General features: G+C 70.2%; 12 protein-coding genes and 1 pseudogene. 3 read left to right on the top strand and 10 right to left on the bottom strand.

Annotation, left to right across the window (positions count from 1 at the left end):
* Nucleotides 1-10 precede the first annotated feature (10 nt).
* The 6 genes from AB5J55_RS00880 to AB5J55_RS00855 form a co-directional block, all read right to left on the bottom strand.
* On the bottom strand, nt 11-691 hold the full coding sequence (locus AB5J55_RS00880) for an aldolase (RefSeq protein ID WP_369268771.1): 681 nt from the start codon (nt 689-691) through the stop codon (nt 11-13).
* Nucleotides 688-1971, bottom strand: coding sequence for a 3-oxo-tetronate kinase (gene otnK, locus AB5J55_RS00875; RefSeq protein WP_369268770.1), 1284 nt, complete (start codon nt 1969-1971; stop codon nt 688-690). The genes AB5J55_RS00880 and otnK overlap by 4 nt, the downstream gene beginning before the upstream one ends.
* A gap of 1 nt (nt 1972) precedes the next feature.
* On the bottom strand, nt 1973-3034 hold the full coding sequence (gene ltnD, locus AB5J55_RS00870) for an L-threonate dehydrogenase (protein ID WP_369268769.1): 1062 nt from the start codon (nt 3032-3034) through the stop codon (nt 1973-1975).
* 150 nt (nt 3035-3184) lie between these two features.
* Nucleotides 3185-3352 (bottom strand): ANTAR domain-containing protein, encoded by a 168-nt coding sequence (locus AB5J55_RS00865; RefSeq protein WP_369276040.1) that lies wholly within the window; start codon nt 3350-3352, stop codon nt 3185-3187.
* A gap of 104 nt (nt 3353-3456) precedes the next feature.
* On the bottom strand, nt 3457-3801 hold the full coding sequence (locus AB5J55_RS00860) for a PRC-barrel domain containing protein (RefSeq protein WP_369268768.1): 345 nt from the start codon (nt 3799-3801) through the stop codon (nt 3457-3459).
* A gap of 350 nt (nt 3802-4151) precedes the next feature.
* Complete coding sequence (locus AB5J55_RS00855; RefSeq protein WP_369268767.1) at nt 4152-5879, bottom strand: SpoIIE family protein phosphatase; 1728 nt, start codon at nt 5877-5879, stop codon at nt 4152-4154.
* Nucleotides 5880-7253: 1374 nt separating this feature from the next.
* Here AB5J55_RS00855 and AB5J55_RS00850 point away from each other — a divergent pair.
* Entirely contained in the window at nt 7254-7466 is a 213-nt protein-coding gene (locus AB5J55_RS00850) for a DUF5133 domain-containing protein (protein WP_369268766.1), read from the top strand.
* 148 nt (nt 7467-7614) lie between these two features.
* Here AB5J55_RS00850 and AB5J55_RS00845 read toward each other — a convergent pair whose 3' ends face one another.
* The 4 genes and pseudogenes from AB5J55_RS00845 to AB5J55_RS00830 all read right to left on the bottom strand — a co-directional run bounded on the left by AB5J55_RS00845 (nt 7615) and on the right by AB5J55_RS00830 (nt 11773).
* Nucleotides 7615-8316, bottom strand: coding sequence for a response regulator (locus AB5J55_RS00845; protein WP_369268765.1), 702 nt, complete (start codon nt 8314-8316; stop codon nt 7615-7617).
* 301 nt (nt 8317-8617) lie between these two features.
* Nucleotides 8618-9256 (bottom strand): annotated as a pseudogene (locus tag AB5J55_RS00840) (CBS domain-containing protein); the annotation flags it as partial.
* 37 nt (nt 9257-9293) lie between these two features.
* A complete protein-coding gene (locus AB5J55_RS00835) occupies nt 9294-9758 on the bottom strand; it encodes a cyclic nucleotide-binding domain-containing protein (RefSeq protein WP_369268764.1) in 465 nt (154 codons plus the stop codon).
* 299 nt (nt 9759-10057) lie between these two features.
* Complete coding sequence (locus tag AB5J55_RS00830; RefSeq protein ID WP_369268763.1) at nt 10058-11773, bottom strand: SulP family inorganic anion transporter; 1716 nt, start codon at nt 11771-11773, stop codon at nt 10058-10060.
* A gap of 236 nt (nt 11774-12009) precedes the next feature.
* On the opposite strand from AB5J55_RS00830, the gene AB5J55_RS00825 reads away from it, so the two are divergent.
* Both AB5J55_RS00825 and AB5J55_RS00820 read left to right on the top strand, forming a co-directional pair.
* Nucleotides 12010-12645, top strand: coding sequence for a hypothetical protein (locus AB5J55_RS00825; protein ID WP_369268762.1), 636 nt, complete (start codon nt 12010-12012; stop codon nt 12643-12645).
* A 165-nt stretch (nt 12646-12810) separates the two neighbouring features.
* Complete coding sequence (locus AB5J55_RS00820; RefSeq protein WP_369268761.1) at nt 12811-13767, top strand: universal stress protein; 957 nt, start codon at nt 12811-12813, stop codon at nt 13765-13767.
* Nucleotides 13768-13775 lie beyond the last annotated feature (8 nt).

Genomic DNA, 13775 nt, shown 5'->3' with positions numbered 1-13775 from the left:
GGGGGGCTGGTCACCACGCTGCTCGGAACGTGGACCTCAGTTCGTCGATCGCGTGACGGGGGAGCGGCTCAGGGCGACGATCGGTCAGGAGCCAGAGACGTGCCGTCTCCTCGAGTTCCTCGAGGACGGCGAGGGCGGTGGCCGGGTCGGGACCCCAGACGACGGGGCCCAGGCGTTCCAGCAGCACGGCCCTGATCGGGGTGCCGCCCGCCGCTCGGTCGGCGATTCGGGCGGTCACCAGGTCGGCCACGCGCGGATCGCCGGGCCGGTGGTAAGGGACGAGCGGAACGTGCCCCACCTTCATCACGTAGTACGGGGTGATGGGCGGGAGCACGTCGTCCTGGTGCCACACACCGGCCAGGGTGAGCCCGACCAGGTGCGTGGAGTGGGTGTGGACGACGAACCGGGCCGTGGGGTCGGCCTCGTAGATGCGCCGGTGCAGCGCGAGGGTCTTGCTGGCGCGGTCGCCCGCCACCTGCTCACCGGAGGCGTCGACCAGCGCGAGCCGGTCGGGGGCGAGGAAGCCGAGGGCGGCGTCGGTGGGCGTGATCAGGTGGCTGTCGCCGACCCGCGCGCTGATGTTTCCGGCGCTGGCGTGCACGTATCCCCGGGCGAACAGGCTGGTGCCGACCCGGACGATCTCGCGGCGCGCGGCGTCCACGGTGGTGTCCGGTGCGGTGTCGGTGGTCACGATGCTTCCCCGTCCAGGAGGGCCAGCGAGTCTGTGAAGAAGCCGGGGCCGCCGAAGTTGCCGGACTTGAGGGTGATGTGGAGGGTGTCGCCGCCGGGCAGCGTCGCCGCGCACCACGGCACTCCGGGCGCGATCTGCGGTCCGATACGGAGGCGGGTGATGCCGAGCGCTTGGACGACGGCGCCCGAGGTCTCGCCGCCCGCGACGACGAGCCGGCGGACCCCGCGGTCCACGAGTCCCCGCGCCACGCGGGCCAGTGTCCGCTCCACCAGCTCACCGGCCTCGGCGGCACCGAGCCTGCCCTGGACGGCCCGTACCGTATCGGGTGCCTGGGTGGAGTAGACGAGGACCGGCCCGTCGGCGAGGTGCGCCTCGGCGAAGGCGAGCGCCTGCCCGGCCACGTCCTCACCGGCCGCGATCCGCAGCGGGTCCACGCTGAACGCGGGTCGTCCGGTGCGCAGGAACTCCAGCACCTGCCCGTTCGTTGCGTCGGACACCGAGCCGGAGACTACGGCGGCGTGCCCGTCGGCCGGCGGCAGTTGCGCGGCCGCGGCGGACGGCTCGAAGCCCCAGTTCGCGGGCAGCCCGATCGCGAGTCCGGAACCGGCGGTCACCAGCGGCAGGTCCCGTACGGCCTCGCCCAGCCGCACGAGGTCGCGGTTGGACACGGCGTCGACGATCGCGATCCCGACACCCTCCTTGCGCAGCTCGTCGAACCGGGTCCGGACGGCATCGCCGCCGCCCGCGACGACGGTGTGGTCGACGAGACCGACGGGCCGCCCGGTCTGAGCCTGCAGTACGGAGACGAGGTTCGGGTCGGTCATCGGCGTGAGCGGATGGTGCCGCATCCCGCTGTCGCTGAGCAGCACGTCACCGACGAAGAGGTGGCCCTTGAAGACAGTGCGGCCGTTGTCGGGGAACGCCGGAGTGGCGATCGTGAAGTCCGCGCCCAGGGCGTCCATCAGCGCCTCGGTGACCGGGCCGATGTTGCCCGCGGGGGTGGAGTCGAAGGTGGAGCAGTACTTGAAGTAGATCTGCTCGGCGTCGGCGGACCGCAGCCAGGCGAGGGCCCGGAGTGAGGCGTCGACGGCGTCGGACGCGGGGGTCGTCCGCGACTTGAGGGCGATGACGACGGCGTCGGCGTCGATGGCCTGCCCGTCGATCCGGTCCTCCGGTACGTCGATCAGCTGGACGACGCGCATGCCCGCACGCACGAGGTTGTTCGCGAGGTCGGTGGCGCCGGTGAAGTCGTCGGCGAGGCAGCCGAGTCGGATTCCCATGTCAGGCCTCCGCCTTGGGCAGGTCCGTCGGATCCGGGAGGCTGGCCGGCTTCGGCAGGTCCACACCCGGGAAGATCTTGATCACCGCGCTGTCGTCCTCGCCGCCGAGCCCGGAAGCCGAGGCATGCAGGAACATCTGGTGCGCGGTGGAGGCGAGGGGGAGCGGGAACCTGTCGGGTCGCGCGGCGTCGAGCACCAGCCCGAGGTCCTTGACGAAGATGTCGACTGCGGACAGCGGCGTGTAGTCCCCGGCGAGCACATGCGCCATGCGGTTCTCGAACATCCAGGAGTTGCCCGCGCTGTGCGTGATGACCTCGTACAGGGCTTCGGCCGGGACCCCGGCCTTGATGCCGAGGGCCATGGCCTCGGCCGCCGCCGCGATGTGCACGCCCGCGAGCAGCTGGTTCACGATCTTGACCTTGGAGCCGAGCCCGGCCCGCTCGCCCAGCCGGTAGACCGTGCTGCTCATGGCCTCCAGGACCGGGTCGGCGAGTGCGTACGCCGCGGGGGAGCCGGAGGTCATCATCGTGAGCTCACCGGCGGCCGCGCGGACGGCGCCGCCGGAGATGGGGGCGTCCAGGTACAGCACGCCCTTCTCGGCCAGCCGCCCCTCCAGCTCGGCGGACCAACCCGGGGCGACGGTTGAGCACATCACGTAGACGGCACCCGGGCGGAGTCGTTCGGCGGCACCTTCGGGGCCGAACAGCACGGCGTCGACCTGCGAGGCGTTGACCACGACGCCGACAAGGACGTCCGTCTCGGCGGCGAGGGCGGCGGGGGAGGCGTACGCGATGCCGCCGTCCCGGGCGAAGTCCGCGGCCACCTGCGGTCGGAGGTCGTGGACCCCCACCTCGTGGCCCGCGCCGCGCAGGCTGCGTGCCATGCCGAGACCCATGGCCCCGAGCCCCACCACGCCCACGCGCGGCCGTGCCGACCTGTGCGGCATCTGCTGGTCGTTCATGCCCATCCTCGTCCTGCTGTGCGGCTCTCTCACCGGGCGCGGCCGGTCTCGTACCGCGCGCGGCCCTTGCTCGCTCGCCCGGTCGTGCGGCGATCGGGTCATATGATGACCTGAGGACGAACTCCCTGCATACTGTGATGCCGGTCACATGAATACGGGATTGCGGCCGGGGTCCTGCGGCGGGGCGGGCACGGGCACCTGTGCCTCGTCGCCCACGGCGCACCAGGTGGACCGTCCGTACGGTCTCCACCCTCACGCAGCCTCGCCGACCAGCACCTCGGGCGGTGCGGCGCCTTGGGCGTACTTGAGGATGTCTTCGGCGACCTGGCTGAGTTTGATATTGGTGTGCTGTGAGACCTCTCGGAGCACCGTGAAGCCGCCATACGGCGGTACTTGGCCCAGCGTTGTCAGCACGCCGATGGCTCGTCCGGGCTCGCACCCCCCGTGTCCTGCCGCCTGGACCGGTTTGGTTGTCGGCCAGGGTGCGGGCGGGCGCCGTCCTCACGCCCGCACCCACTCAGGGCTCAGGCCCGGTGGCTGCCGTAGTAACCGCCGAACTGCTCGTGATAGCCCGCATCCTCAGCGTGCTTGTCCTTGTCGAACTCGGGAGCGTTCTTGATCTGCTCCTTGGTCCGGTTGACGTAGATCGTCTCGGCGGCCGTGTCGATGCCGCTGACGAGGCCGACCGGGATAAGGGCATGCTTGCCGAAGATCCACACCCCCGTGTCGGCCACGAGGTGGGAGGCGCCGACATCGCCGGAGTGCTTGTCGACCTTGCCGATGCTCCCGTCAGTCGCTTCGGCGGCATTCGGCCTTCTGCTCGGCTCTCTGGTCCGCGGCGAGTTGGAGGGCTTCTTCCTCATCATCATGCTCAGCCTGGTCGACACCGGCCTGCAGAACCCCCGTCTTCAACACACTCATGGATGTGGCAGGCGTATCCGCGCTTCCTCTGTACGGCGTGAACCAGCTGGCGCTGAGCTCAGCCCTCACCCCAGACATCCCCTGGTCCCACGGCCTGCTTTGCCTCACCTGGTCCGCAGCGACCGGCGCCCTGGCGCTGCTCGTCCTCCACAACCACAGCCCTTCCCGCTCCCCGTGGTCCCGCGGGACGAGAGCCCAGGCAGGGTGATCACGGAGGGGGACGGTCTTCGTCCCGGGCCCTCGTTGCCGGCCGAGAGTCTGTCCCATCATCGGTGCGCACGCGCGGGTCAGGCGGGTCCTATGCGAGGGGTGTGCGCAGCGCGATCATGGCGACGTCGTCATCGTTGTCGCTCGGGCGGACCTGGTCCAGGAGCAAGTCGCAGAAGGAGTCGAGGGGGCGGTGGGCGAGGGAGGCCGCGTGTCGGCGCAGCCGGTCAAGCCCGTGATCGATGGAGTGGTGCGGGGATTCGACCAGTCCGTCGGTGTAGAGCAGGAGCGTTGCCTGGGGTGGCAGGAGGGTGACGGCGTCGGGGCGAGGTCTGGTGACTCCGGTGCCGAGCAGTATGCCGTGAGCCTCGTCGAGGTAGCGGGTCTGACCGTCGTGGGTGATGAGCAGGGGCGGCGGGTGGCCGGCGTTCGTCCAGCGCAGGCGCCACAGTGTGTCGTCGCCGAGTGTGAGCCTGGCGAGGATCATGGTGGCCATGGGTACCTCGGCTATGTGCATCACTGCCTCGTCGAGCCGTGTGACGACGGCGCTGGGTGCGGCCTCGGGGTGGGACCAGGCGAAGGCCCGCAGCATGTTGCGGACCTGCGCCATGCCGGCTGCGGCGTCGAGATCGTGTCCGACGACGTCGCCGATGGCCAGTGCGTGGGCGTGGGCGGCCAGAGCGAAGGCGTCGTACCAGTCACCGCCCACGGATGAGGCGTCCGGAGCGGGTACGTAGCGCGCTGTCATCTCCAGTCCTGGCAGGACGGGCAGCTGGGGCAGCAGGTGGCGTTGCATGGTCTCGGCGACTTTGCGCTGGCGCTGGTACAGGCGCGCGTTGTCCAGCGCCAGGCCCGCCCGGCGGGTGAGGTCCTCCAGCAGCGGAAGGTCGGCAGGCGTGAAGGCGTCATGACGCTGGGCGCGGCCCAGGGTCAGCGCGCCGAGTACGTCGCGCAGTCCGCGAATGGGTGCGATGACGGCGGAGTGCATACCTGTCGCGGTGAACAGGCGCTGCTGCTCGACCGCTATGCCGGAGTCGGGCGGACCTTGGTAGGTGGCGGGGCCGGCGAGGGAGGAGGCGGCGCCGCGCAGGGCCCGTGACAGGGGCATCGGTGACTCTGCCGGCACGGGAGGCATCGGGCCCTGCAGGTCGTCCCGCTCGACGAGAATGCCGTCCTTGTGCTCCATCACGAGAACGCGTCGTACTTCGTCACGTTCGGTGAGCAGATCGAACACGGCCCAGTCCGCGAGCCGGGGCACGGTCAGGGCCGCCAGCCGGTGCAGCGCCTCGTCCGCGTCCAGGGTGGAGGTGAGCTGCGTGGTCGTCTCCGCCAGCAGTGCCAGACGGTCCAGTTCCGTCAGCGGCGCGGAGTGCCCGCCGTCGCTGTCGCGCATGCCCCCTGGCTTCGGCTCGTACAGCATTGCCAGCGCACCTGTACCGCCCGGACCGGGTGCGTAGGGCGTGACGAGCCAGGACAACTGGACGAGAGCGCCGTCCCCGCGGGCGAACCACTCGGCGTCGCCATGCCTGGTGTCCCCCGTGAGGAGCGCCTTCCTTATCCGGCAGCGTGTGCGCGGCACCGAGTGCCCGTATCTGTCCCGGTGCAGCAGGTCGTGGAAGTCCTGACCGATGAGTTCTGAGGCTTCCCTGCGCAGCAGGCTTTGGGCTGCGCTGTTGACCGCGACGATGAGGCCATCGTCATCGACCGCGATGGCGGCAGCCCGCAGGTTTTCCAGCGTTCCGTCGAGCAGGGCGCCAGAACGCGCCTGGTGCCCGGACAGGGGAACACTGTCCCTGCCGGGAGCGGCGACGTCGTCCATGTCCCTCCTCGATTTCAAGCCCGAATCGCGTCGAGTACCCCAACCGGATGCCGGTATGCACCGAAGGCTCGTCTGCCCTGCTGCGACTGATCGAGCACACCCTAGCGGTGCAGGAGGAAGCAGTCCTAGCTGTCCTTGAGGTCCCGAATGCCGGTCGCGAGTGATGAGGAGGGACGGGCTGCTGGACTTGACGGTCGTTTGACGCTCTCGGCGCACGCACGCGGAGCCATGAGCCGAAAAACGGCCCCTGAGCTGGTGTTCTTCGTGACTCTTCCGGTCCGACCTCTCTTCTATGACTCACATGTGGAGTGCGTTGCCACCCCCCGGCCCCGGGGTGCTGACTCCGTGCACCGGAACCCTCAACACCGGCCCAGGAAGGCCACTGGCTCCAGAATCGCCGCCCTGCAACCCGCTATGACGTCGGGAAAATGCCCGGCGACCCGAGAGCATCTCCGGGAGCGTGACATCCTCAGGAGCCAAAAGGCGCCCAAACTTGGCCCATCTGCACCAACCCCCCGGCCGCACGGCCCCTCGCTGTCAATCGGACGGGACGCTAGCGCCGCGACAGACTCGGAACGACAGCCGAGATCACCCGAGCGATCGCCCGCCACACAAATAGCGGCCACCCACACTATCTGGACAAGAGAGCGGCTCATGGCCATCGACCAGGACGCTGCCTGTTGCGAGTGACGGACGCAGCGCCCCACCGTCAAAACAGACAGTGCCCGGCCGGGGCTTCTACTGTGCCCGCCTGCCCCGCGTCGGGCAGCGCTCCGCCCACATCCGGGCCGCCATCTCGTCCGCTTCGGCCTGCGGCGTACCGGCTTTCACGAGAATGATGCCGCGTGACTGGTCAGGGAACGTCACCTCACGCATGGTCGTACCCAGGGGGCTCGGCGACGACTCGTCCGACATGGCACACCCAATCTGTTGACAAACGGCCACGCTAGCCGCCGACAGCTGCCACACACGGCGCGAGCCAGCACGCGTCCGGGTGATCTCGGACAGCAGCGGCAACACCCCGGGGTTCGTCGCCCGGCATGCCGGCTCCACTGCGCACCTTCGCCTATGCCGTCGCTGCCGCCCCCCTGCGCGAAGTGGCGGCCCTGCGACTAGGGGGCACTGCTTCAGCTGCGGATGCTCGGCCGCCCGGCAGAGCGTGCACCGGTCCGGCATGCCGATGGCTGAGTGCCTCCCGACCGCTCTCGTGCGACCCGAGCGTCCAGTGTCGTTTCGGACGCAAATCCCTCAATGCGGGGCACTCAGGGATCGACTCGGAGCTGTTGGTGTCGAGCGGTCGCGTGCGACGCCATGCATGTAGCCCGGGCTCGAGGCGGCGCCGGCATGCGGGCAGTGTTTGAGAGGGGACCGGCCATGACCCTTCCGGCGGAGAGGGAATTGCGTACCGCTCTGGTCCGGTTTGCCGAGGCGCGCATTGAGCACGATCTGTGTCACACGGGTCGTACCAGCCGCGCACTTGAAGACGCCACGTACATGCTCTGCGTGATGACCGGAGCCCGGATCGCCGTTGAGGCTCTGGCCGCAGCGGATGCATTGCTGCAAGAGAACGAGACACCGGCCGTGTAGGAGCTGGCCCTCGCGTCGCGACTCCAACGGGACAGCGATCCCCTGCCCGCAGTGGGAACCACGACGGCCCTGGGGCAGGACCGCGTCTTCGTCGCTGACAAAAAGCGATGCGAGGCCCGTACACATCCTCCGACGGCCCAGCCGGTGCTCACCTCGTCGGGCGGTCGCCGGGATCCGTCTGCTCCAGGTGGGAGGCGAGGACCGCGGCCTGGACGCGGCGCTGGACGCCGAGTTTGGCCAGCAGCCGGGAGATGTGGTTCTTGACGGTCTTCTCCGAGAGGTAGAGCTTCTTGCCGATCTCGCGGTTGGTCAGGCCGTCGCCGATCAGGGCGAGGATGTCGCGTTCGCGCGGGGACAGGCTCGCCAGCTCGGGTGCCAAGGCGGGTGTCTCGGCCGGGTCGGCGCGCAGCGAGCGCATCAGGCGCGCCGTGGTCGCGGGGTCCAGCATGGACTGGCCCGAGGCGACCGTGCGGACCGCCGAGACCAGGTCGGAGCCCCTGATCTGCTTGAGGACGTAACCCGAGGCCCCGGCCATGATGGCGTCGAGCAGGGCGTCCTCGTCATCGAACGACGTCAGCATCAGACAGGCAAGCTCCGGCATCTGGCTGCGCAGCTCCCGGCAGACCGTGATGCCGTCGCCGTCGGGGAGGCGTACGTCGAGCACGGCGACGTGCGGTCGCAGCGCCGGGCCGCGGGCGAGGGCATGTTCAACGGTGGCCGCGTCGCCGACCACCGAGATGTCCGGCTCGGCGTCGAGCAGGTCGGTCAGGCCCCGTCGTACGACCTCGTGGTCGTCCAGCAGGAACACCCGGATCGGGTTCTGCTCCGTGAAGGTGCCTGGCTCGGTCATGACGACCCCTTGTTCCCGGTGGCTCACGGTCCGCGGACGACGGACTGCCTCTGACGACGATCATTGCTCGCCGGGCCCGGATGCACTAGGGCCGTCCGGCCCCACTCCGCCCTGGTATATGTCCCTACCCGGCCCAACGGCCACGGTCCGGCTGGCCAACCCGGCGGCGTTCGGCCAGGTGGGGGGTCAGGTAGCGCGTAGCACCGGTTGAGGGCATCGGATTGCTGAGCCGCTGGACCGGAGCCGAGCTTCCCGCGGCCCTCATGCCCGACGAACCGCCCGCGTCCGGCGTATCGCTGCGCCCCTCCAGCTCGAAGTCCACGTCCACCACGCCTTCGACGGCGCGCACGAGACGGGCGGCTATGGGGATCAGGGATGTGTCCCGGACGCGCCCGGCGAGCTTCACCACTCCGTCGCGTACCTGGACCCGGAGAGCCGAGCCAGGCGCGGGGAAGAGGTAGGCCACGACCTCGCGATGCACCTCCTCCGCGATCTCGTCGTCGCTGCGCAGGAAGACCTTGAGCAAGTCGGCCCTGCTGACGATGCCCTCCAGCATGCCCAGCTCGTTGACCACCGGCAGGCGCTTGACCCTGGCGTGCGCCATGGTCCGGGCGGCCTGGGCGAGCGTCGCGTCGGGGCGGGTGGTGAGTGCCGGGGAGGTCATCAGCTCCTCAGCGGTTATTGCGCCGGCCTTCGCCAGGTCGGACAGACGGCGGAGCTGTGTGTACCTGTCGGGGTCGCTGTCGCGGAACTCCTCCTTGGGCAGGAGGTCGGCCTCGGAGACGACGCCGACCACGCGGCCTTCGCCTTCGAGCACGGGCAGGGCACTGACCTTCCAGTCCTGCATCAGCTGCACGATCTCCTTGAAGGTGGCGCTGCGGCCGACGGCGGCGACCGTATGGGTCATGACGTCGCTGACGCTGTGCGGGGTGCCGTGCATGGCGGCTGGCTCCTTCCTCGCTTCGGCTCGCGCGCGATCAGAGGGAACTACCGGCGCCGTAAGGGGCGTACAGGTCCAGCAGCCTGCTCCGGGCGGAGCGGAGTCGGTGGGCGAGCACGTCGCCGACCCACTGGGTGACGGCGTGGCCCATGGCCGGGTCGTCCTGGCATATCGAACGGACAGCCGTGGCGTCGAACTCGTACGCCCGCACCGGGGTCGTCGCCGCGGCGCCGAGGTGCCAGACATGCGGGGTGAAGAGCCAGGACCAGCCGACGAGTTCGTTGTGCCGGAGGATCTCGATGACGGCGGGACGGCGGCCTGGTACGCGCATGTCGAGCTCGACGGTGCCCGTGCGGATGATCCAGAACCGGTCGGCCTTGCCGCCTTCCTCGAACAGGCGAGTTCCTTGCGGGAACGACACCTCGCGGGCGACGCGCATCAGCCGTTGCCGGTGCTGGGCAGGCAGGGCGCGCAGCATGCTGGGTGTGGGCGTAGTGATCATGGCGTGCCTCCCGACGAGGTGCAGGGACTTCCATGACCAGCGTCTTCCCGCCCTGGGCGGCGGGCCATGGGCCACCCGGCCCTTCGATGCGGGCCGGCCGGCTCCGACGAGGAGACCTCTGGCACCGTCCCGCGATCCCGATGCGGCGGTTCCACGGAGGCGTGAGAGGACCCGCTCGAGGGGCTGAGTGCTGTGGACACGTCACTCACGCCCGGCTTCTGGAGGCTCCTCGCCGTCCTCCTGGTGATCTCCACGGCCGAACGCGTCCGTGCACGATTCAGGGCCCACGGTCTGTCGGCCTACTGAGCGCGGCTCCATTTCCGGTAGGCGGCCACGGCGGTCGGCAGGGTGGGGAAGATGAGGTCCGGGCCGACAGAGTCCGTGAGGCCGTACGCCTGGAGATCGTCCAGGAGGTCCTGCTTGACGCGGGCAAGCGCGAACACGACGCCTCGGTCGGTGAGCTCGCGGCGCAGTTCGTCCACGGCATCGAGGGCGGTGATGTCGACCTCCACGTTGGCCTCGGTGTTGAGCACGAACCAGTGGACGGGGTCGGTCTGTTCGTCGACGGCGGCCAGGGCACGGCGGCGGAAGTCCTCGGCATTGGCGAAGAACAGCGGCGAGTCGTAGCGGTAGACCAGCAGGCCGGGAATCGTGCGGGCCTGCGGGTAATCGTCGACGTCGTGCATGCCCGCCACCCCGGGCACCACTCCCTGGACCGCGTCGTGCGGGCGGGCCACACGTGTCAGCAGCTCGGCCACCGACAGCCCGACGGCCACGAGCACGCCGTACAGGATGTCCAGGGCGAGCACTCCGGCCAGGCAGCCGAGCGCGAGCAGGAGTTCGCGGCGGCGGAAGGACGTCAGGCGGCGGAAACCGGCGAGGTCGATCATGCGGACAGCGGCGTAGACGACTAGCGCGCCGAGGACGGCGGAGGGCGTGCGGGTGAGCAGCGGGCTGAGGAAGAGGAGGACCGCGAGGACCACGGCCCCGGCGACCAGCGAGTACGCCTGGCTGCGGGCGCCCGCCGAGGAGGCGAGTGCGGTGCGGCTGGCACTGCTGCTGACGGGGAAGCCTTGCAATGCGCCGGCGCCGAGGTTGGCTGCGCCCAGCGCCAGAAACTCCTGGTTGGCGTCGAGCCCGGGTCCGTCGCCGTCGTTTCGTCCGGTGAACGCCCGCGCCGTGAGGATGAAGTCGGTGTAGGCCACCAGCAGTACTCCGAGGGCAGGCAGGACGAGACGCGGCACCACGGTCCAGTCAGGCCACACGAGGTCGGGCAGACCCGACGGGACCTCGCCGATCACCTTGATGCCGTACCGGTCGTCGAGGTCGAACGTCACCACGGCAAGCGTGCCGAGGACCACGGCGAGGAGCGGTCCGGGCACGGCACGGACGTACCTCGCCACCGTGAAGAGCAACGCGAGGAGGGCGGCAGAGAGGACGACAGTTGCCATGTGGGCATCGGTCAGGTCCCTCGCGAAGGACCACAGTTGGGGGAAGAACCTGGTTTCCGTCGCCCCGACTCCGATGAGTTTGGGCAGCTGGTCCGCCATCATGATCAGCGCCACGCCCGCCATGTAGCCGATCAGCACCGGGCGGGAGAGAAGGTCCGCCAGGAAGCCCAGCCGTACTGCCCGTGCGACCAGGCACAGGAGGCCGACCGTGACCGCGAGCGTGGCCGCCAGGGTGGCGTAGCGCCCGGGGGCGCCGGCGGCGAACGGGGCGACCACCGTGGCCGTCATGAGCGCGGTCGTGGATTCGGGGCCGACCGAGAGCAGGCGCGAGGACCCGAACAGCGCGTACAGCGCGAGGGCGGGCAGGATCGCCCAGAGGCCGGCGACCGGCGGGAGTCCCGCCACACCCGCGTACGCCATGACCTGGGGGACGAGATACGCGGCCACCGTGAGGCCGGCCAGCAGGTCGCCTCTCAGCCATGCACGCCGGTAGCCGAGGAGGACCACGCCCCCGGGCACCAGACGGCGCCACCCCGGAATGTGCCCGTCCGTGCCCTGGGGCATACGCCACCCTCCTCTGCCTGGCCTCAGGATCCACCGGCACGAGCGGTACCGCGAGAAGCGGGCCGTGCGCCATCCGCCGGCATCCGATCATGCACCCCAACGGGCCCTGCGGACAGGGCCGTTCAGCCCTGCGGCTACGGCCCTTCGGCATCCGGCGGCCGCCGCCTCGCGAGACGAGAGTGAGGGCGTCGGACACCGAACGGACCATCCTCACCGTCCCTGAAGGGATCACCGCCATGGCCGTGCACGAGCACCCTCACCGGAGCGCGGGCCTCCGCCTGCCGTCCTTCACCAGGAACCGGACCGCTCCCTCCTCCGCCCCCGAGTCCGCTGTGTCGGTACACAGCCAGACGCACACCGTGCGGGCCTACGTCTTCGCGTCCTTGCGTCTGCTCACCGGGTTCGTCTTCCTGTGGGCGTTCCTCGACAAGGCCTTCGGCCTCGGTTACGCGACCCAGTCCGGCAAGGGCTGGATCGACGGCGGCTCGCCGACCACGGGCTTCCTCGGTGGGGTGGCCGCCGGGCCGATGGAGTCCACCTTCCACTCCTGGGCCGGGGCCGCCTGGGCGGACTGGCTGTTCATGCTCGGTCTGCTCGGGATCGGCCTCGCGCTCATCGCGGGTGTGGCGCTGCGGTTCGCGGCTGCCGCGGGGACCGTGCTGATGGCGTTGATGTGGGTCGCCGAGTGGCCGCCCGCCCAGACCCTCTCCGATGGTTCGCCGAGCATGTCGACGAACCCGTTCGCGGAGTACCACCTCATCTACGCCGTCGTCCTGATCGCCCTGGCCGCCGTCTCCGCCGGCGACACCCTCGGCGTCGGCAAGCTCTGGGCCAGGCTCCCGCTCGTCCGCCGCAGCCCCTGGCTGCGCTGACCCGAGAGGAGGGGAGAGGTTCGGGTGGGCCCGACCGCGGGCCCATCCGAACGGCACACCACCGGCCGGGGCCGGTCGGCCCCTTGAAGGGACCTGCGGCCCCTGTAGGAGGCCGCATCCGAAGACGAAGCTCGAATCGGGACCACCGATTCAGGAGGTGGAATCATGATCCGCACCGTCACCCTCAGCGTCACCGCCGGTCTCGACGGCTCACGTGAGAGCCGCGCGGCAGCCGAGTGGGCGGCCCGCGAAGCGCAGTTGCTCGGGCTGCCGCTGAAGTTGGTCCACGTCTGGGAGCCCGTACCGGCGCCCATGGCGCAGGCCCCGTTGCTCGGCGCCGAGACCCGGCAGCACTGGACCGAGCGAAGCGAGATGGGGGTACCCCCGGCCGAAGGCTGGGGGAGGATCCCCCGCGAAGCGGCGGAGGGCATCCGAGTGCGCCACCCCGGCCTCGACGTGTTCACCGAGCAGCTGTCCGGCCGACCCGCCGAAGCGCTGGCCGATGTGGCCAAGGACGCCGAACTGCTGGTCCTCGGCTCCCGCGGACTGAGCGGGATCGGCGGCTTCCTGGTGGGCTCGGTCGGACTCTCGGTCGTGGCACACGCCGAGCGGCCGATCGTCCTGGTCCGCGCGGGCGAACAGGCCGCCGACGAGCACGAGATGGATCCCGTCGGCATCCCGTCCGCCGCGACCACCTACCGGCCCGTCGTCCTCGGCCTGGACATCGAGAACCCGGACGACGAGCTGATCGAGTTCGCGTTCGCAGCCGCCTACCGCCGCGGCACCTCCCTGCGGGTGGTACACGGCTGGAACATACCCCCGTACTACGCCTACGGCCTGTCCGTGGACCTCGAACTCCACGGATCGCTGGCAGCGGCCCAGACCACCGCCTTGACCGAGGTCCTGCTCCCGTGGCGCAAGAAGTACCCGGACGTCGAGGTCACCGAGGAGTCCCACTACGGCACCCCCGCGGGCCACCTCGTCGACGTCTCGCGCGAGGCCTCCCTGGTCGTCGTAGGCAAGCGCATCCGCCGCAACCCGGTCGGCGCGCACATCGGCCCCATCACGCACGCCGTGCTGCATCACTCCACCGCACCCGTCGCTGTCGTTCCGCACCACTGACACAAGCA

This window comes from Streptomyces sp. R11, assembly GCF_041051905.1.
Taxonomy (GTDB): Bacteria; Actinomycetota; Actinomycetes; order Streptomycetales; family Streptomycetaceae; genus Streptomyces.
Note: the sequence above shows the minus strand (reverse complement) of the source record. Positions and strands in the feature narration are given on the sequence as shown.

What these genes read in the sequence shown, in the direction of transcription:
- ltnD (WP_369268769.1), bottom strand. Translation starts at nt 3,034, where the DNA reads ATGACCCGATCGCCGCACGACCGGGCGAGCGAGCAAGGGCCGCGCGCG.
- AB5J55_RS00855 (WP_369268767.1), bottom strand. Translation starts at nt 5,879, where the DNA reads ATGGACGACGTCGCCGCTCCCGGCAGGGACAGTGTTCCCCTGTCCGGG.
- AB5J55_RS00825 (WP_369268762.1), top strand. Translation starts at nt 12,010, where the DNA reads ATGGCCGTGCACGAGCACCCTCACCGGAGCGCGGGCCTCCGCCTGCCG.
- AB5J55_RS00830 (WP_369268763.1), bottom strand. Translation starts at nt 11,773, where the DNA reads ATGCCCCAGGGCACGGACGGGCACATTCCGGGGTGGCGCCGTCTGGTG.
- AB5J55_RS00850 (WP_369268766.1), top strand. Translation starts at nt 7,254, where the DNA reads ATGACCCTTCCGGCGGAGAGGGAATTGCGTACCGCTCTGGTCCGGTTT.
- AB5J55_RS00835 (WP_369268764.1), bottom strand. Translation starts at nt 9,758, where the DNA reads ATGATCACTACGCCCACACCCAGCATGCTGCGCGCCCTGCCTGCCCAG.
- AB5J55_RS00820 (WP_369268761.1), top strand. Translation starts at nt 12,811, where the DNA reads ATGATCCGCACCGTCACCCTCAGCGTCACCGCCGGTCTCGACGGCTCA.
- otnK (WP_369268770.1), bottom strand. Translation starts at nt 1,971, where the DNA reads ATGGGAATCCGACTCGGCTGCCTCGCCGACGACTTCACCGGCGCCACC.
- AB5J55_RS00860 (WP_369268768.1), bottom strand. Translation starts at nt 3,801, where the DNA reads ATGATGATGAGGAAGAAGCCCTCCAACTCGCCGCGGACCAGAGAGCCG.
- AB5J55_RS00845 (WP_369268765.1), bottom strand. Translation starts at nt 8,316, where the DNA reads ATGACCGAGCCAGGCACCTTCACGGAGCAGAACCCGATCCGGGTGTTC.